The organism is Escherichia sp. WS1368 (assembly GCF_046487485.1).
Lineage (GTDB): Bacteria > Pseudomonadota > Gammaproteobacteria > Enterobacterales > Enterobacteriaceae > Escherichia > Escherichia coli.
The window spans coordinates 17,709-37,480 of sequence record NZ_JBJQJI010000006.1 but is presented as its reverse complement, the minus strand read 5'-3'; the positions used below and the strand labels follow the sequence as shown (position 1 = coordinate 37,480).

The window sequence follows — 19,772 nt, the reverse complement described above, 5'->3', positions numbered from 1 at the left end:
GATTTATGCCTGTAATGATCACGCTAAAATGTATTCGCTGAAAGTAGGTTTAACCTGTTGCATTAATTGCTAAAAGCTATAACTGTTAAACACAATACAGTGAAAAGTTTTAGACTGAAGGCTCACTTTGCAGAGGGAAGCGTATGCGCGCGATCGGTAAATTGCCTAAAAGCGTGTTGATACTGGAATTTATCGGAATGATGTTGCTGGCGGTGGCGCTGCTGTCGGTAAGCGGCTCCCTGTCGCTGCCTGAGCCATTTTCTCGGCCAGAAGTGCAGATTCTGATGATTTTTCTCGGTGTTTTGCTCATGCTTCCCACAGCGGTGGTGGTTATTCTTCAGGTGGCAAAACGTCTTGCCCCACAGCTGATGAACCGTCCACCGCAATATTCACGTTCAGAAAGAGAAAAAGATAATGACGCCAACCATTGAACTTATTTGTGGCCATCGCTCCATTCGCCATTTCACTGATGAACCCATTTCCGAAGCGCAGCGTGAGGCGATTATTAACAGCGCCCGTGCGACGTCCAGTTCCAGTTTTTTGCAGTGCAGTAGCATTATTCGCATTACCGACAAAGCGTTACGTGATGAACTGGTGACGCTGACCGGCGGGCAAAAACACGTAGCGCAAGCGGCGGAGTTCTGGGTGTTCTGTGCCGACTTTAACCGCCATTTACAGATCTGTCCGGATGCTCAGCTCGGCCTGGCGGAACAATTGCTGCTCGGTGTCGTTGATACGGCAATGATGGCGCAGAATGCGTTAACCGCAGCGGAATCGCTGGGATTGGGCGGGGTATATATCGGCGGCCTGCGCAATAATATTGAAGCGGTGACGGAACTGCTGAAATTACCGCAGCATGTTCTGCCGCTGTTTGGGCTGTGCCTTGGCTGGCCTGCGGATAATCCGGATCTTAAGCCGCGTTTACCGGCCTCCATTTTGGTGCATGAAAACAACTATCAACCGCTGGATAAAGACGCACTGGCGCAGTATGACGAACAACTGGCGGAATATTACCTCACCCGTGGCAGCAATAATCGCCGGGATACCTGGAGCGATCATATCCGCCGAACAATCATTAAAGAAAGCCGCCCATTTATACTGGATTATTTGCACAAACAGGGTTGGGCTACGCGCTAAAACCGCCACGCCGATGTATGATACGCGGGCTTTTGACCAGGTCTGACAGAGAGGTGCAGGGTGAAAATTGCCATATTGTCCCGGGATGGAACGCTCTATTCGTGTAAGCGGCTGCGTGAAGCCGCTATACAGCGCGGTCACCTGGTTGAAATTCTTGATCCGCTTTCTTGCTACATGAACATAAATCCTGCGGCGTCTTCTATTCACTACAAAGGCCGCAAGTTACCCCATTTTGACGCAGTGATCCCGCGTATTGGCACCGCCATTACCTTTTATGGGACGGCGGCACTGCGCCAGTTCGAGATGCTGGGGAGCTATCCGCTCAATGAGTCGGTCGCCATTGCCCGGGCGCGTGACAAATTGCGTTCCATGCAACTGCTGGCGCGTCAGGGCATCGACCTGCCTGTCACGGGCATTGCGCATTCGCCGGATGATACCAGCGATTTAATCGACATGGTCGGTGGTGCGCCGCTGGTGGTCAAGTTGGTTGAAGGCACGCAGGGAATTGGCGTCGTGCTGGCGGAGACGCGTCAGGCGGCCGAAAGCGTGATTGACGCTTTCCGCGGTCTGAACGCGCATATTCTGGTGCAGGAATATATCAAAGAGGCGCAAGGGTGCGATATCCGCTGTCTGGTTGTTGGCGATGAAGTGGTCGCTGCGATTGAACGGCGGGCGAAAGAGGGCGATTTTCGTTCCAATTTGCATCGTGGCGGCGCGGCAAGCGTCGCCAGTATCACACCACAGGAGCGTGAAATCGCGATAAAAGCCGCGCGAACGATGGCGCTGGACGTTGCTGGTGTGGATATTCTGCGTGCTAATCGCGGGCCGTTGGTGATGGAAGTGAATGCGTCGCCGGGGCTGGAAGGAATAGAAAAAACCACCGGTATCGACATCGCGGGTAAAATGATCCGCTGGATCGAACGCCACGCTACGACAGAATATTGCCTGAAAACGGGTGGTTAGTCGCAATCACATTACTGATCATGGTTTTGCCTGCGCTTTTTGCGTAAGCTGTGCCGGTCTTTTTATCGAAAGAGGTTGTACAAAATTATGACATCGCTGGTCGTTCCTGGTCTGGATACGCTGCGTCAATGGCTCGATGACCTGGGGATGAGTTTTTTTGAATGTGATAACTGTCAGGCTCTGCATCTGCCCCATATGCAGAATTTCGACGGTGTCTTTGATGCCAAAATCGATCTGATCGATAACACGATCCTGTTTTCTGCCATGGCGGAAGTCCGACCTTCAGCCGTATTGCCCCTGGCGGCAGATTTATCTGCCATCAATGCCAGTTCGCTGACCGTGAAAGCATTTCTTGATATGCAGGATGATAATCTGCCAAAGCTGGTGGTTTGCCAGTCTTTATCCGTTATGCAGGGCGTAACCTATGAGCAGTTTGCATGGTTCGTGCGTCAGAGCGAAGAGCAGATTTCGATGGTCATTCTTGAAGCTAATGCCCATCAACTGCTGTTACCGACTGACGATGAAGGGCAAAACAACGTTACCGAAAACTATTTCCTCCACTGATAACTCCTTTCGAGTACGCAGTCGCTGCCGCAGTGACTGCGTGCTGCAAAATTATCTGCTGTTTTTAACCTTTTCTTAAAGATTATTTCACTTCTCTTGTGCCGATTTGGCTTTATCACATAGAGCAAATACGCATAAAAATTTGTTAAATACCGTTTTTTAATCCGAGCTATAGTCTCAAACCCTGGCTAAAGTTATTCTTGCGATGCTTTTATATAGCGAGCAGTGCTGGCCGGGAGAGAGTTCTCTTTTCTTACACCGCGCCGATAAAAAATATGCACGTTTATTGCATATCTTTCAGTGTGACAACTTTTGTTCGTTTGTTAACGAACTTTCAGAAGGAAAGAGATATGACCGCCTTAAATAAAAAATGGCTATCGGGTCTGGTTGCGGGTGCTCTGATGGCCGTCTCTGTCGGCACGCTCGCGGCTGAACAAAAAACACTCCACATTTATAACTGGTCTGATTATATCGCCCCGGACACGGTGGCCAATTTTGAAAAAGAAACCGGTATTAAAGTCGTCTACGATGTTTTCGACTCTAACGAAGTACTGGAAGGCAAATTAATGGCGGGTAGCACCGGCTTTGACCTGGTGGTGCCGTCAGCAAGCTTTCTTGAACGCCAGTTGACTGCGGGAGTTTTCCAGCCGCTGGATAAAAGTAAATTGCCGGAGTGGAAGAATCTCGACCCGGAACTGCTGAAGTTGGTTGCCAAACACGACCCGGATAATAAATTTGCTATGCCCTATATGTGGGCGACGACCGGGATTGGCTATAACGTTGATAAAGTTAAAGCGGTGCTGGGCGAAAACGCGCCCGTCGATAGCTGGGACTTGATCCTCAAGCCTGAAAATCTGGAAAAACTGAAAAGCTGCGGCGTCTCTTTCCTTGATGCACCGGAAGAAGTGTTTGCTACCGTGCTGAATTATCTCGGTAAAGATCCCAACAGCACTAAAGCAGATGATTACACCGGACCGGCAACCGATCTGCTGTTAAAGCTGCGCCCGAACATTCGTTATTTCCATTCATCGCAATACATTAACGACCTGGCAAACGGCGATATCTGCGTCGCTATTGGCTGGGCGGGCGATGTCTGGCAGGCGTCAAACCGCGCGAAGGAAGCGAAGAATGGCGTTAATGTCTCGTTCTCGATTCCGAAAGAAGGGGCGATGGCGTTCTTTGATGTCTTCGCCATGCCTGCGGATGCCAAAAATAAAGACGAAGCCTATCAGTTCCTGAATTACCTGCTGCGCCCGGATGTGGTGGCGCATATTTCCGACCATGTGTTCTATGCTAACGCCAATAAAGCAGCTACGCCGCTGGTGAGTGCGGAAGTCCGTGATAACCCGGGTATTTACCCGCCTGCGGATGTTCGTGCGAAGCTGTTCACTCTGAAAGTACAGGATCCGAAAATCGACCGTGTGCGCACCCGCGCGTGGACCAAAGTGAAGAGCGGAAAATAATCCGCAGTCGTAGATGCCGGACGGGCGCACCACACCCGCCGGCAATTCGCACCATTATGGTGCGCTTGCACACATTCAATGCCGGAGAGCTGCCGTGAATGACGCTATCCCTCGCCCGCAGGCGAAAACCCGTAAGGCGCTGACGCCGCTATTAGAAATCCGCAACCTCACCAAATCCTACGATGGTCAGCATGCGGTCGATGATGTCAGCCTGACCATCTATAAAGGCGAAATCTTCGCGCTGCTGGGCGCATCCGGCTGTGGCAAGTCCACGCTGCTGCGTATGCTGGCAGGTTTCGAACAACCTTCTGCCGGGCAGATTATGCTCGATGGCGTCGATTTGTCACAGGTTCCGCCTTACCTGCGCCCCATCAATATGATGTTTCAGTCTTACGCGCTGTTTCCGCATATGACCGTGGAACAGAATATCGCTTTTGGCCTGAAACAGGACAAATTGCCGAAAGCGGAAATTGCCAGCCGGGTCAATGAGATGCTCGGCCTGGTGCATATGCAGGAGTTCGCCAAACGCAAACCGCATCAGCTTTCCGGTGGTCAGCGACAGCGTGTGGCCCTGGCCCGAAGCCTTGCCAAACGCCCGAAACTATTACTGCTCGATGAGCCTATGGGCGCGCTGGATAAAAAGCTGCGTGACCGGATGCAGCTTGAAGTGGTGGATATTCTGGAGCGTGTCGGTGTGACTTGTGTGATGGTCACCCACGATCAGGAAGAGGCGATGACCATGGCGGGGCGCATCGCCATTATGAATCGTGGGAAATTTGTCCAGATTGGCGAACCGGAAGAGATCTATGAGCATCCGACCACCCGCTACAGCGCCGAATTTATTGGCTCGGTTAATGTCTTTGAATGTGTACTCAAAGAGCGCCAGGAAGATGGTCTGGTGCTTTATTCGCCGGGGCTGGTGCATCCACTGAAAGTCGATGTAGATGCTTCGGTGGTCGATAACGTGCCGGTACACGTAGCGCTGCGTCCGGAAAAAATCATGCTTTGCGAAGAGCCGCCCGCCAATGGTTGTAACTTCGCGGTGGGGGAGGTGATACACATTGCCTATCTCGGCGATCTTTCGGTGTATCACGTTCGTCTGAAAAGTGGGCAGATGATTAGCGCCCAGCTACAAAACGCCCATCGTCATCGTAAAGGGTTACCGACCTGGGGCGATGAAGTGCGTTTGTGCTGGGAAGTGGACAGCTGTGTGGTGCTGACGGTTTAAGGAGCAAAGATGAGTACACTTGAACCTGCTGCCCAGCCAAAACCCTTTAAGCTGTGGCTGTCGCAGTTGCAAATGAAGCATGGGCGCAAACTGGTGATTGCGCTGCCGTATATCTGGCTAATCCTGCTGTTTCTGCTGCCATTTCTGATTGTCTTTAAAATAAGCCTGGCGGAGATGGCGCGCGCCATTCCACCTTATACCGAACTGATGGAGTGGGCTGACGGGCAACTTTCCATCACTCTTAATCTCGGTAATTTCCTGCAACTGACCGACGATCCGCTCTATTTCGATGCTTATCTCCAGTCGCTACAGGTGGCGGCGATTTCGACTATTTGCTGTTTACTGATCGGCTATCCGCTGGCGTGGGCGGTGGCGCACAGTAAGCCTTCGACCCGTAATATCTTATTGCTACTGGTGATCCTGCCGTCGTGGACCTCGTTTCTGATTCGCGTTTATGCCTGGATGGGAATATTAAAAAATAACGGCGTGCTGAATAATTTTCTGCTGTGGCTGGGGGTTATCGACCAGCCGCTGACCATTCTGCATACCAATCTGGCCGTTTATATCGGCATTGTTTATGCCTACGTGCCGTTTATGGTTCTGCCGATCTACACCGCCTTGATTCGTATTGATTATTCGCTGGTGGAAGCGGCACTGGATCTCGGTGCACGACCGCTGAAAACGTTCTTTACTGTGATCGTGCCGCTGACCAAAGGCGGGATTATTGCCGGATCGATGCTGGTGTTTATCCCGGCTGTGGGCGAGTTTGTGATCCCTGAACTGCTCGGTGGCCCGGACAGCATCATGATCGGGCGCGTGCTGTGGCAGGAGTTCTTTAACAACCGCGACTGGCCGGTGGCCTCGGCGGTAGCGATCATCATGTTGCTGCTGCTAATTGTGCCGATAATGTGGTTCCACAAGCATCAGCAAAAAAGCGTGGGAGAACACGGATGAATAATTTACCGGTAGTTCGTTCGCCCTGGCGGATTGTGATTTTGCTGCTGGGCTTCACCTTTCTCTACGCGCCAATGCTGATGCTGGTGATCTATTCATTCAACAGCTCGAAGCTGGTGACGGTGTGGGCCGGCTGGTCAACACGCTGGTATGGTGAGTTATTGCGCGATGACGCAATGATGAGTGCGGTTGGTTTAAGCCTGACAATTGCGGCCTGTGCGGCGACGGCGGCGGCGATCCTCGGGACGATTGCGGCGGTCGTGCTGGTGCGCTTTGGCAGGTTTCGCGGATCAAATGGTTTTGCCTTTATGATCACCGCGCCGCTGGTGATGCCAGATGTCATCACGGGCTTGTCGCTATTGTTGTTATTCGTCGCGCTTGCTCATGCCATTGGCTGGCCTGCGGACCGCGGTATGCTCACCATCTGGCTGGCGCATGTCACTTTCTGTACGGCTTATGTGGCAGTCGTTATTTCGTCGCGTCTGCGGGAACTGGATCGCTCGATAGAAGAAGCAGCGATGGATCTCGGTGCGACGCCGTTGAAAGTGTTTTTCGTCATTACGCTACCGATGATCATGCCCGCGATCATTTCTGGCTGGTTACTGGCTTTTACTTTGTCGCTTGATGATCTGGTGATCGCCAGCTTTGTTTCCGGGCCGGGAGCCACCACGTTACCGATGCTGGTCTTTTCCAGCGTGCGGATGGGGGTGAATCCGGAAATCAACGCCCTGGCAACATTGATCCTCGGCGCGGTCGGAATTGTCGGATTTATCGCCTGGTATCTGATGGCGCGCGCAGAAAAACAGCGGATACGCGACATCCAGCGTGCAAGACGTGGCTGAAGACACTAAAATTTGCCAACCTGGCTACATAATGCCGCGCATGTCGCGGCATTGTTTTCATGGAAGACGAAACGTTGGGATTTTTTAAGAAAACATCTTCATCTCATGCTCGCCTGAATGTGCCTGCGCTGGTGCAGGTGGCGGCGCTCGCCATTATTATGATCCGTGGCCTCGACGTGCTGATGATTTTCAATACGCTGGGCGTGCGCGGTATTGGCGAGTTCATTCATCGCAGCGTACAAACCTGGAGTTTAACGCTGGTCTTTTTGAGCAGTCTGGTGCTGGTTTTCATTGAGATCTGGTGTGCGTTTTCGCTGGTTAAAGGGCGTCGCTGGGCGCGCTGGCTGTATCTGTTGACACAAATCACAGCCGCAAGTTACTTGTGGGCAGCTTCGCTGGGGTATGGTTATCCGGAGCTGTTCAGCATTCCCGGTGAATCAAAACGTGAAATCTTCCATAGCCTGATGCTGCAGAAGTTGCCGGATATGCTCATCCTGTTGCTACTGTTCGTTCCCTCGACCAGTCGGCGGTTCTTCCAGTTGCAATAATGTGTATAATCGTCGCCCCTGATGATGTGAAGGTCAATGTATGCAGTGCGCACTTTACGACGCGGGTCGCTGTCGTTCCTGTCAGTGGATAACGCAGCCGATTCCAGAGCAACTCTCCGCTAAAACCGCCGATCTTAAAAATCTGCTCGCCGACTTTCCGGTTGAGGAATGGTGTGCGCCAGTGTCAGGCCCGGAACAAGGGTTTCGTAATAAAGCCAAAATGGTGGTGAGTGGTAGCGTTGAAAAACCACTGCTCGGTATGCTGCATCGAGACGGCACACCGGAAGACCTTTGTGACTGCCCGCTTTATCCTGCCTCATTTGCGCCCGTTTTTGCGGCGCTAAAACCGTTTATCGCCCGAGCGGGGTTAACGCCCTACAACGTGGCGCGTAAGCGTGGCGAACTGAAATACATTCTGCTGACTGAAAGCCAGAGCGATGGCGGCATGATGCTGCGCTTTGTACTGCGTTCTGATACCAAGCTGGCGCAACTGCGTAAGGCGCTGCCGTGGTTACAGGAACAACTACCGCAGCTGAAAGTTATTACCGTCAATATTCAGCCGGTACATATGGCGATTATGGAAGGGGAGACGGAGATCTACCTGACTGAACAACAGGCGCTGGCAGAGCGTTTTAATGACGTACCGCTGTGGATCCGTCCGCAAAGTTTCTTCCAGACTAATCCGGCGGTCGCCAGCCAGCTGTACGCTACCGCGCGCGACTGGGTACGGCAGCTGCCAGTTAAACATATGTGGGATCTGTTCTGTGGCGTGGGGGGCTTTGGTTTACACTGCGCGACGCCTGACATGCAGTTAACCGGGATCGAAATTGCACCAGAGGCCATTGCCTGTGCGAAGCAGTCAGCCGCTGAACTGGGCTTAACGCGTTTGCAATTTCAGGCGCTGGACTCCACTCAGTTTGCCACCGCCCAGGGGGAAGTGCCTGAGCTGGTGCTGGTTAACCCGCCGCGACGTGGCATTGGTAAACCGCTGTGTGATTATCTCTCAACGATGGCACCGCGTTTTATTATCTACTCCAGCTGTAACGCCCAAACCATGGCGAAAGATATCCGCGAACTGCCAGGTTACCGTATTGAACGGGTACAGCTTTTTGATATGTTCCCGCACACCGCGCACTATGAAGTGCTGACGCTGCTGGCGAAGCAATAAAAAAGCCGCAGGTGCGGCTTTCTGAATCTTACTGTGGGAACCACTGGTCATTGATTTTCTGATATGTACCGTCAGCTTTAATTGCCGCCAGCGCGTTATTCAGTTTCTCCAGCAGAGCTTTGTTATCCGGACGTACAGCGATACCCAGGCCGGTGCCGAAGTACTGCGGATCTGTCACTTTCTCAGTCGCAACGCCCAGTTGTGGATTGGTTTTCAGCCATTCGTTTACCACCGCTGTGTCACCAAATACCCCATCAATACGACCATTTTTCAGGTCGATAAAGGCATTCTGATAACTGTCATAGGAGACAGTTTTCACTTCCGGGTGCTGCTCCTGAATATATTTCTGGTGCGTGGTGCCGTTTTCCATCCCAATACGTTTGCCTTTCAGATCGGCAAACGTTTTGTAGGTATCTTTTTTGGCAATCACGACGGCTGAGTTTTCATAGTAGGGCGTGGTAAACGATACCTGTTTGCTACGCTCCGGGGTGATATCCATACCGGAGATTACGGCGTCATATTTTCTGAATTTCAGTGACGGGATCAGGCTGTCGAACGCGTGATTCGTAAAAGTACATTCTGCCTGCATTTGTTTGCACAAGGCTTTTGCCAGATCGATATCAAAGCCGACAATCTCATTATTAGCACCTATAGATTCAAAGGGTGGATAGGTGGCTGAAACGCCAAAATTGATTTTCTCTGCGGCAGAAGCACCGAAAGTAAAGGAAGCAAGTAAAGCGGCAAGAACTAACTTTTTCATGATGGAACTCCCGTCTGTCAATCTTATGATTTTTGGCCGTGTCTGCGGCATGGGATAACAATGCCATCAAGTGAATTTATATGCAATAAATATGATTAAATAATTTACATGGAATAAAAAAAGACGGACAACTTAGTGGGTTGTCCGTCTTCATTATAAGAATTTATGCACTATGTAGGCCGGATAAGGCGTTCACGCCGCATCCGGCATCAGCACGCAGCCACATTAATTCCGCCGTTCGAATGCCAGTGCTTTGCGCTCGATCAGACGCATCATCAGCGTCAGCAGGCCGTTGACGGCCAGGTAAATAATCCCTGCCGCACCGAACACCATGACATCGTAGGTGCGTCCGTACAACAACTGGCTGTATCCCATCACTTCCATCAGCGTAATGGTGTAAGCCAGAGAGGTACTTTTGAACACCAGCACCACTTCGTTGGAATAAGAAGAGAGCGAGCGTTTAAAGGCATACGGCAGCAGGATCGCCAGCGTATCTTTTTTGCTCATTCCCAGGGCGCTACAGGACTGCCACTGACCTTCCGGGATCGCACGAATGGCACCGTAAAACAGCTGCGTGGTATACGCTGCACTGTTCAGCGACAACGCAATCAGCGCACACAGCCACGGTTCTGACAGCAAATGCCACAGTGCCGGATACTCCTGCAACGTCGGGAACTGGCCCGGCCCGTAATAAATCAGGAAAATCTGCACCAGCAGCGGCGTACCGGTAAACAGCGTAATATAACCCCGCACCAGCCACACCAGTACCGGCGTTTTCAGCGTCAGGATGATGGTAAAAATCAATGCCAGAATCAGTGCCACAATCAGCGAGGCAACGGTTAGCGTCAGGCTGGTGTGCAGCCCTTTCATCAGTTCGGGTAAATACTCAAACATTAGCCAGGCCTCCGCTCAAAACGTGTCGCGCGCAGGTCAATGCGTTTGAGAATGTACTGACTGAGCAGGGTGATCACCAGGTAAATCGCCGCCGCCACAATGTACCAGGTAAATGGTTCCTGGGTACGGGTAGCGATGCTTTTGGTTTGTAGCATTAAATCATTCACACTAATCAAACTGACCAGCGCGGTATCTTTCAGCAGCACCAGCCACTGGTTACCGAGACCAGGCAGCGCATGACGCCACATCTGCGGCATCACCAGACGGAAAAAGATAGCCGATTTCGACAGCCCCAGCGCCTGGCCGGATTCCCACTGACCCATCGGCACCGCTTTCAACGCGCCGCGCAGCGTTTGCGAGGCATAGGCGGCATACAGCAGCGACAGAGCGATGACACCACAAAGGAACGGGCTAACGTCGAAGTTCTCAATGTCCATCTGCACCGGGATCTGCACGAACCCAAGATTGATAGTGAAACCATCCGAAAGCGTCAGCAGCAGCTGCGAGGAGCCAAAATAGATAAACAGCACCACCAGAATTTCTGGCAGGCCACGCAGAATGGTTACCAGCGCTGAACCTGCCCACGCGACAGGACGCCATTTTGCAGACTCCCATACCGCAAAGAACATCGCCAGCGCCAGCCCGACAATCAATGCACAAACGGCAAGGCCGACGGTCATCCCGGCGGCGCTTGCTAAAGGAAAAAATTCATTCATCAGGAATTACTTCTGGAACCATTTGTTGTAGATGGTTTCGTAAGTGCCATCTTTCTTCACTTTTTCCAGCGCAGTGTTGAGTTTCTGCTGCAGTTCAGTGTTGCCCTGACGTACCGCGATGCCGAGGCCAGTACCGAAATAATCTTTATCGGTCACTTTATCGCCCACTGCCGCCAGTTTCGGGTTGTCTTTCAGCCATTCGGTTACCACTGCGGTGTCACCAAATACGCTGTCGATACGACCATTTTGCAGATCCAGTTTTGCGTTCTGGTAGCTGTCATACGGAACGGTGGTGATTTCCGGGTGCTTATCCATAATGAACTTCTGGTGTGTCGTCCCGTTCTGAACGCCGACTTTTTTGCCTTTCAGCTGATCAACACTGGTGTATTTGCCTTGCTGACCCACAAACAGGGCAGAGTTGTCATAGTAAGGGGTGGTAAACAGCACCTGCTTTTCACGCTCCGGAGTGATATCCATGCCCGCCATCACTGCTTCTACGCGACGGAATTTCAGGCTTGGGATCAGGCTGTCAAACGCCTGGTTAGAGAAAGTACAGGTTGCATCAATCTCTTTACACAGTGCCTGTGCCAGGTCGACGTCAAAACCAACGATCTGGTTGTTTGCATCAATCGATTCAAACGGAGGATAGGAGGCTTCGGTAGCAAAACGAATAGTTTCGGCAGCTGTGGCGGAAAGACTAAAACCTGCAATTAACGCGGCAATCAGAACTTTTTTCATTGTTGTTATCCCGAATATTAGTGAGAGAGATAGTTTTTAAATGCTTCGGTTTGCGGCTCGGTAAAGCAGCTCGCGTCGCCTTGTTCTACGATATGACCGTTTTCCATATACACCACTCGGCTGGCGGTTTTACGCGCCACTTCAACTTCGTGGGTGACGATCACCTGGGTAATATTCGTTTCTGCCAACTCACGAATGATGCTGACGATTTGTGCCGTAATTTCCGGGTCCAGTGCGGCGGTCGGTTCATCGAACAGCAGTACCTGCGGTTCCATCATCAACGCACGGGCAATAGCAACACGCTGCTGCTGACCACCAGAAAGATGCAGCGGGTAACGATCGCTATAAGGTTTGAGACGCAGACGTTCCAGCAGTTTTTCTGCACGGGCCAGCGCCTGATCTTTGCTCAACCCCAGTACACGGCAGGGCGCTTCAATCAGGTTTTGCTGCACGGTCAGATGCGGCCACAGGTTGTATTGCTGAAACACCATGCCAACGTTACGACGCAAATCGCGAATCGCTTTGTCAGAGGGTGTTTTGGTGAAATCGAAATGGTTGCCTGCAATGTTGAGCGTACCGGAGCGCGGCATCTCAAGCAGATTGAGTACACGCAGCAGCGAGCTTTTACCCGCGCCGCTGGGGCCAAGTAACACCAGCGTTTCGCCCTGTGGGCAATCCAGCGTGATATCGAACAGCGCCTGATGCGCGCCGTAGAAGCAATTAATGCCGTTTAATTGAATACTCATTGACACTCGTATACTGGCAGTCTGATAGCTATTGAGGTCGAAGATAGTACCTTTGACAGAATAATTATGCAATATTTCTGCTTTAAAAGTTAAAAGCAAAGCGCATTATTCAATAAACATAGCACAAAATAACGGGGGCGGTGGTCGGCGAGCATAAATGTCGGCATTCCTCACGAAATGCCGGACAATTTACGGGGTTTATTGGTTGATCAAGGCTTTAGCGATTCTCGATGGACTGACGGAGCGTACCCGCTGTGGCGTGAACGCTACCGCCTAAGTAGCGCACATCGTCGATGACCCAACACTGGCCTTCCTGAATCATTAACACTTCATCCTGCCATCCCTGGTCACCCTGTTCGAGATCCACGCGCAATGGAATGTTACGGGCATCACGATTAGGGATAGTCGATGCACTGGCAACGTGGGCGCTGTCTGGCAAGGTGGTTCGACTGGAGAACGGATCGCTGCTTAACAATTCACGATGACTATTATCGCGGCTGGCATCGCTAAGTAGGGTTGCCAGTTTGTCACTCAAATAGGGGCGCAGGGCGGTAATGTCATTGCTGCGATGTTGAATGCGGTAGTCATAGAATTGTTGAGCCACGCTGTCAGGGCCACCCTGGACACAGGAACCGGTGCGGGGGCCGTTATCTTTATAAGCTGGCGTGACGGTGGTACAGGCACTCAGCAGCAGTGCACATGGAATAAGTAGAGATAGTGAACGGTAGCGCATAATCATTTCCTTATTAGCTTGCTGTCTGTGTCACACTACGACCAAACACTATCAGATTATTTAATACATTGTTTTTAGTACAATTCTGAAACAATCTGAACACCTGATTAGGTTTGAGTCCATTGCTGGCTACCCACTCAAGGTTGCTCGTAGCTGACTTACTTAAATTACCCAAACAATAGACAGTGTAAACCATTTGTGAGGTTGAGCGTGTTATATGGCTGAAATGATCATTTAAGGTAAATATGATAGTTCTGAAATGGCGGGATAAATCCTCCTGTAGAGGTTAAGAGCATCTGCAAGAAGCCAGTTTCACATTTATAACGCGTGATAAATGAACGCGGTTATTGTCTAATCATTACAGAATTTTTCACATGTAATAAGAGATCCTGCGATTAAGATGATTGCTAAAATTACATTGTATTTTTGAAAATGAGCGAAATTTGATAGTCCCAGCTTTGACTTTTGATAATATTATATATGCTACAGTTGTGGGTAAAGAATTTAAGCTAATGAGTTTGAGCGAAGAATAAATCAAGCTGTATCAGTGTTTCGTTAATTAATATGAGTATAAATGCGTTGTGCTTTTATAATAATAAAGCACGAGGAGTTCAGTGGAATATCTTTTCCCTTGGGTGATTTTTAATATGATAAACAATATATCTGATCAAGCATCATCATTTCCAGGCACACAACTGAATCAAAGTGATAATTTCCTCGATTCACTGAGGGAATTTTTCGCGATATTAAATTCCAGTCGTAAGGGTGAGTTGTCTACATGGGACACCATCTACTTGCATCTGATATTAGCAATAAATGCTGATAGTGATCTCATAAAAAATGATGAGTTGCTAGCGGAAAATATTCCATCAGCGAATTATCAATTTAATATATTTTTTAGTAATGCTTTCGAGATTGATGTTAAAAAATATCTTGGCAAATCAGAAGATAACGAAGTTGAAATAAAAGTGGGTAATGAAAGAATTACCATTGGAATACGTAATATATCGAATGGGAAACTTGAAAGACAAAAATTTCTTTTCCCACTGGACTATGAGAATAAATTACAACATCAATTAGACAAGTATTTTACGATTGAATCGCACCCATTATTATACAGGCATACTATGGGTAGTAAGATTGCGAATGTGATTTTTGAAAAATTATACAGTCGTATTGACTTTAACAAAGAGCAATATATATCCTTTATAAAGGATGCGTTTATTCATTTTTATGATTATAGCAGGCGATATGCAATTAGTGAGAATATCGCAAAAGACGCTGTAACAAACAATATCGCATTGATGAGCACTTTTTATGACAGTGATAATACGTCAGGTGAGGTTTTAAATAATGATTTTACAGAAGAAGAGTCATTTGAAACTGCGTTAGATGTAGAGCATGCAATAGTGCTTGGATTTGCTGATGATAATTTTGAAACAAAACCTGTTCATTATCAGGATTTATTAACACGATTTAGTGCCTTTCAAGATACCGTGTTTAATTTGTTTCCTGAAATGCACTCTTCGCATTACAACGATATTTGTAGCGTAAGTGTGGATATGACAAAGGGAACGCAATGCATGATCCACTTGATGGTGAATGAAGAAGTTTTCATGTCGTTGCCTGTTCCAGTTGCCACGATGGTACGTGAAGATGCAACTAATTTAGTCAATCTTAAAACACTACTCAATGATGGTTGCTTTATTAAATATAGTCATTTTAATGACGTGGCATTAATAAAGCAAAACATAAGTAATCTCTATTTATCACACACTGTTGTGAATGAAAGCATATTGAAAAAATGTTGTTTTGAAAACGGCAGTTTAGGTGATGTTAAAATAACAAATAGCAATATAGTAAACAATGTATTCAAAAACGTTTCGTTTAGAACTGTTAAAATTAACAATGTGAATACTCATTCTTTAAAATTTATTAATTGCCATTTTTTTAATGTTGATATGATAAGAGTTAATTTCAGCAAATGTCTTTTTCATGACTGTAGTATGCATGGTGTCAAGATAAAACCATGGTTGCCAGTAAAATGGACAAAAGAGTTAATAAATGATTATTTGTATGGCTGTTTACTATCTCTGTACTCTATCTGTGCAAGGGATATATATAATATGAGCGCCGGGAATAACGTGAAGGTTGCTGCGGATGCTTTCCTTGAAATACTTTATTCTCTTAAAAATAAATATTGTATTAAACTATTAAGCGCTCAGGATCGGGCGTTTATATACGAATTTGCAAGAATGATCTTCGCTTATATTAATGACAAAAGTATTGAGATCTTATTACTTTCTTGTTTTGCGGCGGCTGACCAAAAAGCAATCCAGAGATATATACCTCAGGCGCAAGATGGGGAAGACTTTAGGAATCATTTACAATATAAGTTGACTCTTCCCACTCATTAATGTTGCTGGTACTACATAATACGACAGGTAAGCGGTGCTCCATAATAAAACTAATATCGGGTTATGCAACGGATAATTGTACAGGCTTATGTACCTGTTTTTGACACAATGAGATGATTTCCTAAACTGATCAAAACCTTCTTCCCAACATGGCATATCAGTCCGATAATGCTTTAGAGATCGAAGGCTTAACAAACAAGGAGATCGATCATGCAATTTTCTACAACCCCAACTCTGGAAGGCCAGACCATCGTCGAATATTGCGGTGTGGTGACCGGCGAAGCGATTTTAGGTGCCAATATTTTCCGTGATTTCTTTGCCGGTATCCGCGATATCGTTGGCGGACGCTCCGGGGCTTATGAAAAAGAATTGCGTAAAGCGCGGGAGATTGCCTTTGAGGAGCTCGGCGATCAGGCCCGGGCGCTGGGGGCTGATGCCGTAGTCGGTATTGATATCGACTACGAAACGGTCGGGCAAAATGGCAGTATGCTGATGGTTAGCGTCAGCGGTACGGCGGTGAAAACGCGTCGATGAGAAGAGTCTTCTGGCTGGTCGCCGCCGCTCTGTTACTGGCAGGGTGTGCCGGCGAAAAGGGCATTGTCGAGAAAGAGGGATATCAGCTTGATACCCGACGCCAGGCGCAGGCGGCGTATCCGCGCATTAAAGTGCTGGTTATCCACTACACCGCAGATGATTTTGATAGCTCGCTGGCGACACTGACCGATAAGCAGGTCAGTTCGCATTATCTGGTGCCTGCTGTGCCACCGCGATACAACGGTAAACCGCGCATCTGGCAACTGGTGCCGGAACAGGAGCTGGCCTGGCATGCGGGGATTAGCGCCTGGCGCGGGGCAACGCGCCTTAACGACACCTCTATTGGCATTGAGCTGGAAAACCGTGGCTGGCAGAAATCATCCGGAGTGAAATATTTTGCCCCGTTTGAACAGGCACAGATTCAGGCGCTTATTCCGCTGGCGAAAGATATTATTGCCCGTTATCACATCAAGCCGGAAAACGTAGTGGCGCATGCGGATATTGCGCCGCAGCGCAAAGACGATCCGGGGCCGTTATTCCCCTGGCAACAACTGGCGCAGCAGGGGATTGGTGCCTGGCCGGATGCGCAACGGGTGAACTTTTACCTTGCCGGGCGCGCGCCGCACACACCGGTAGATACCGCATCATTGCTGGAGCTTTTGGCGCGCTACGGTTATGACGTTAAACCTGATATGACACCGCGCGAGCAGCGGCGCGTGATTATGGCGTTCCAGATGCATTTCCGCCCGACGTTATACAACGGCGAAGCGGATGCAGAAACTCAGGCGATTGCCGAAGCGTTGCTGGAGAAATACGGGCAGGATTAGCGCGGCAGTTTTCCGTGGTCGCGTAGCCAGGCGGCAGTTTTCTCGATACCTTCATCCAGGGTGAGGACTGGTTGATAACCTAACTCTTCCTGCGCACGCGTAATATCCAGCGTAAAGTCAAAATTCAACTTGGAGACGCCGTAGTGGGTCAGCGACGGCTCTTTTGCTGACTTGCGGCCTAAACGCTCCATGCTGCGGGCGATCATATCCAGCATCGGGTAGGGGACGGAACGAATACGACAGTCAATATTCAACTCGTCGATCAGCTTCTGCACGATGCTGCGCAGTGTGCGATGCTCGCCGTTGGTGATGTTGTACACACGCCCGGAAGGTAGCTTATCGCAGGCTTCCTGGCTTGCCAGCCACATGGCGTGCACGGCATTTTCATAGTAGGTCATATCGACCAGCGCACTGCCGCCGTGCGGTAACAGAATGCTGCCGTAGTGGTGCATCATATGCGCCAGACGGGGGATAAAGACTTTATCGTGCGGTCCGAACAGACTTTGTGGGCGCAGAATAGTAAAGCGCGTTTGTGGATTCGCCTGCGAAAGCATATTGATCACTTCTTCGCTGGCTGCTTTGCTGCGGGCAAACTCGTTGGCAAAGCGGTGAGGGCGAAAATCTTCTTTAATATCGCGATGGTGGTGATAATCGAAGTACAGGGAGGGGGAAGAGATATGAATAAAGTTACGCACACCCCAGGCGACAGCCCATTCACCCAGGCGGCGAGTGGCGCGAACGTTAGCCAGATCGAAAGCCTGTTGTGTCCCCCAGGGCGAGGTAAAGCTGGAGCAGTGCCACAGCGTATCAATGCCCGCGAGCATCACTTTAGCTTGTGATGAGACCAGCTCGGTCAGATCCGCCGGAACAAACTCTGCGCCCATTTTTTCCAGCAATTTACCCATTGCCTCGTTGCGACCGGTCGCTCGCACGCTGATGCCTTTCTGGCATAAAAACTCTACCGCGTTTCGACCTAAGCCGCTGGTGGCGCCGGTAACCAGTACCTTCATATCAATCCACTGTTGTTGAGAAAATGACGTGCGCATTCTTCCGTGATTTCCCCCATGATGCAATGGGAAACATGAAAGAATAACGCAGGTTTTGTCGATTAATCTGTGCTTTGTTCTGCCAGTCTGGCGATTCGTTTTGCCATTCCGCGAAAAATAAACAGATGCGCGGGGATCATCAATAACCAGTAAAACAGCCCCGGCATACCGTGCGGATGCCAGAATGCGCGAACATCGATAGTACGATAGTCGCCTTTATCTTCCAGGGTAAAACACAGTCGTCCCAGCCCCGGCGCTTTCATGCCAAATAACAGCGTAAGTTGTTTTTCCGGTTCAACGACAATCACTTTCCAGCTATCCACCGCATCGCCGGTCTGCAAATATTCACGCTCCGGGCGGCCTTTCGCCAGCTTATGACCGATCGCGCGGTCCATCAACGCCCGGGTTTGCCACAAAATATTGCCAAAGAAATAACGCTCTTTACCGCCGATTTGATTCACCACCTGCCATAAAGCCGCAAGGCTGGCGGACGTTTTAACGGTAAACCCCGCCTGTTTGGCGAAATAACCGTACTCCGGTCGCCAGCGGGCAAAGGCCTGAGCGTCGTAGCCCCAGTCGCTGGAGTTGACCAGCTTTTCTTCCTCTTTCAGGGTGCGACGTACCGCGTCATCGAAAGCGATCAGCCGTTGTGGGATGAGCGCACGTAGCTCGGTGTCATCCGCCAGCAGATCGTGTTTCAGCCCCTGAATCAACGCCCTGGCGGTGGTGGGTGGTACGGAAGTAATCACATTGAGAAACCACACCGAAATCCAGCGGGTGGGGAGAGGGATGGGGATCAACCAGCGACGCTTACCGCTCACCGCCATAAAATGTTCAAACTGTTGCTGATAACTGAGCACTTCTGGTCCGGCGGCTTCGAAGATGCGATGTTCGCAGGCCGGATGATCTAACAGCGCCACCAGATAGTGCAGCAAGTTTTCCAGCGCGATGGGCGTGGTGCGTGAACGTACCCAGCGTGGCGGCGTTAAGACTGGCAGGTTGTAGACCATATCGCGCATGACTTCGAACGCCGCTGAACCTGCACCAACGATTATTCCGGCACGCAATTCGGTCACCGGGACACCCGCTTCACGAAGAATATCCGCCGTAGCCTGACGGGCACGCAGATGGTCCGATTGCTCATGTGGCGGGGCCTGCAACGAACTGAGAAAGATTAATTGCTTAACTGGGACTTCACGTAGCGCATCGCGGACGTTGAGAGCCACCTGGCGCTCCTGAGCGATAAAATCGCCGCCTTCGCCCATGCTGTGCACCAGAAAATAGACCGTATCGATATCCTGCAACAGGGCCGGAAGGTTATCCGGCCAGCTGAGATCGACTTTATGGCAACTGACATTTGCCAGTTGCAGCTTTGCAAGCCTGTCGACATGACGTGCCGCCGCCAGGATCTGATGCCCCTGCTGGCTGAGTGTTCGCACCAGATGCTGACCAATGTAGCCACTGGCACCGAGAACTAAAATGCGTTGCGGCACG

General features: G+C 49.9%; 20 protein-coding genes and 1 pseudogene. 13 read left to right on the top strand and 8 right to left on the bottom strand.

What is annotated here, in order from left to right; translation table 11 throughout:
• Nucleotides 1-143 precede the first annotated feature (143 nt).
• The 10 genes from ACJHYD_RS13400 to rlmC all read left to right on the top strand — a co-directional run bounded on the left by ACJHYD_RS13400 (nt 144) and on the right by rlmC (nt 8,867).
• Entirely contained in the window at nt 144-431 is a 288-nt protein-coding gene (locus ACJHYD_RS13400) for a DUF1418 family protein (RefSeq protein WP_001550889.1), read from the top strand.
• Nucleotides 415-1,137: a nitroreductase NfsA gene (nfsA, locus tag ACJHYD_RS13395; protein WP_000189139.1), complete on the top strand. Its 723-nt coding sequence runs from the start codon at nt 415-417 to the stop codon at nt 1,135-1,137. The genes ACJHYD_RS13400 and nfsA overlap by 17 nt, the downstream gene beginning before the upstream one ends.
• A 60-nt stretch (nt 1,138-1,197) precedes the next feature.
• Entirely contained in the window at nt 1,198-2,100 is a 903-nt protein-coding gene (gene rimK, locus ACJHYD_RS13390; protein ID WP_000684321.1) for a 30S ribosomal protein S6--L-glutamate ligase, read from the top strand.
• Nucleotides 2,101-2,187: 87 nt separating this feature from the next.
• Nucleotides 2,188-2,664 carry a YbjN domain-containing protein gene (locus ACJHYD_RS13385; RefSeq protein WP_000203025.1) on the top strand — a complete coding sequence of 159 codons (477 nt, stop codon included), beginning with the start codon at nt 2,188-2,190 and terminating at the stop codon, nt 2,662-2,664.
• A 350-nt stretch (nt 2,665-3,014) separates the two neighbouring features.
• Nucleotides 3,015-4,127, top strand: a complete 1,113-nt coding sequence (potF, locus tag ACJHYD_RS13380) for a spermidine/putrescine ABC transporter substrate-binding protein PotF (RefSeq protein ID WP_000126069.1) — start codon at nt 3,015-3,017, stop codon at nt 4,125-4,127.
• 94 nt (nt 4,128-4,221) lie between these two features.
• Entirely contained in the window at nt 4,222-5,355 is a 1,134-nt protein-coding gene (potG, locus tag ACJHYD_RS13375; RefSeq protein WP_001550891.1) for a putrescine ABC transporter ATP-binding subunit PotG, read from the top strand.
• A 9-nt stretch (nt 5,356-5,364) separates the two neighbouring features.
• A complete protein-coding gene (gene potH / locus ACJHYD_RS13370) occupies nt 5,365-6,309 on the top strand; it encodes a putrescine ABC transporter permease PotH (protein WP_000105416.1) in 945 nt (314 codons plus the stop codon).
• Nucleotides 6,306-7,151 (top strand): putrescine ABC transporter permease PotI, encoded by an 846-nt coding sequence (gene potI, locus ACJHYD_RS13365; RefSeq protein WP_001061658.1) that lies wholly within the window; start codon nt 6,306-6,308, stop codon nt 7,149-7,151. Before potH ends, potI begins: the two co-directional genes overlap by 4 nt.
• 59 nt (nt 7,152-7,210) lie before the next feature.
• Nucleotides 7,211-7,699, top strand: a complete 489-nt coding sequence (locus tag ACJHYD_RS13360) for a YbjO family protein (protein ID WP_000389258.1) — start codon at nt 7,211-7,213, stop codon at nt 7,697-7,699.
• A gap of 40 nt (nt 7,700-7,739) precedes the next feature.
• Nucleotides 7,740-8,867 (top strand): 23S rRNA (uracil(747)-C(5))-methyltransferase RlmC, encoded by a 1,128-nt coding sequence (rlmC, locus tag ACJHYD_RS13355; RefSeq protein ID WP_001149712.1) that lies wholly within the window; start codon nt 7,740-7,742, stop codon nt 8,865-8,867.
• Between the two features lie 28 nt (nt 8,868-8,895).
• Here rlmC and artJ read toward each other — a convergent pair whose 3' ends face one another.
• From artJ to ACJHYD_RS13325, 6 genes are all read right to left on the bottom strand, one after another.
• Entirely contained in the window at nt 8,896-9,627 is a 732-nt protein-coding gene (gene artJ, locus ACJHYD_RS13350; protein ID WP_001550892.1) for an arginine ABC transporter substrate-binding protein ArtJ, read from the bottom strand.
• 225 nt (nt 9,628-9,852) lie between these two features.
• A complete protein-coding gene (artM, locus tag ACJHYD_RS13345) occupies nt 9,853-10,521 on the bottom strand; it encodes an arginine ABC transporter permease ArtM (RefSeq protein ID WP_000464488.1) in 669 nt (222 codons plus the stop codon).
• A complete protein-coding gene (artQ, locus tag ACJHYD_RS13340; protein WP_001001687.1) occupies nt 10,521-11,237 on the bottom strand; it encodes an arginine ABC transporter permease ArtQ in 717 nt (238 codons plus the stop codon). The genes artM and artQ overlap by 1 nt, the downstream gene beginning before the upstream one ends.
• 6 nt (nt 11,238-11,243) lie before the next feature.
• Nucleotides 11,244-11,975, bottom strand: a complete 732-nt coding sequence (artI, locus tag ACJHYD_RS13335) for an arginine ABC transporter substrate-binding protein ArtI (RefSeq protein ID WP_000756575.1) — start codon at nt 11,973-11,975, stop codon at nt 11,244-11,246.
• A 17-nt stretch (nt 11,976-11,992) separates the two neighbouring features.
• The gene (artP, locus tag ACJHYD_RS13330) at nt 11,993-12,721 is read right to left on the bottom strand and encodes an arginine ABC transporter ATP-binding protein ArtP (protein WP_000027205.1); all 729 of its coding nucleotides are present in this window, start codon (nt 12,719-12,721) and stop codon (nt 11,993-11,995) included.
• 217 nt (nt 12,722-12,938) lie between these two features.
• Nucleotides 12,939-13,454 (bottom strand): lipoprotein, encoded by a 516-nt coding sequence (locus tag ACJHYD_RS13325; protein WP_001550893.1) that lies wholly within the window; start codon nt 13,452-13,454, stop codon nt 12,939-12,941.
• Between the two features lie 614 nt (nt 13,455-14,068).
• Between ACJHYD_RS13325 and ACJHYD_RS13320 the strand changes: the two are divergent.
• The 3 genes and pseudogenes from ACJHYD_RS13320 to amiD all read left to right on the top strand — a co-directional run.
• A pseudogene (locus tag ACJHYD_RS13320) lies at nt 14,069-15,307 on the top strand (pentapeptide repeat-containing protein); the annotation flags it as partial.
• A 774-nt stretch (nt 15,308-16,081) separates the two neighbouring features.
• Nucleotides 16,082-16,405 carry a heavy metal-binding domain-containing protein gene (locus tag ACJHYD_RS13315; RefSeq protein WP_001160731.1) on the top strand — a complete coding sequence of 108 codons (324 nt, stop codon included), beginning with the start codon at nt 16,082-16,084 and terminating at the stop codon, nt 16,403-16,405.
• Complete coding sequence (gene amiD, locus ACJHYD_RS13310) at nt 16,402-17,232, top strand: N-acetylmuramoyl-L-alanine amidase AmiD (protein WP_001550894.1); 831 nt, start codon at nt 16,402-16,404, stop codon at nt 17,230-17,232. The genes ACJHYD_RS13315 and amiD overlap by 4 nt, the downstream gene beginning before the upstream one ends.
• Here amiD and ACJHYD_RS13305 read toward each other — a convergent pair.
• Nucleotides 17,229-18,242, bottom strand: a complete 1,014-nt coding sequence (locus ACJHYD_RS13305; protein WP_001550895.1) for an NAD-dependent epimerase/dehydratase family protein — start codon at nt 18,240-18,242, stop codon at nt 17,229-17,231. The genes amiD and ACJHYD_RS13305 overlap by 4 nt on opposite strands.
• 98 nt (nt 18,243-18,340) lie before the next feature.
• Nucleotides 18,341-19,771, bottom strand: a complete 1,431-nt coding sequence (locus tag ACJHYD_RS13300; RefSeq protein WP_001136535.1) for an SDR family oxidoreductase — start codon at nt 19,769-19,771, stop codon at nt 18,341-18,343.
• Nucleotide 19,772 lies beyond the last annotated feature (1 nt).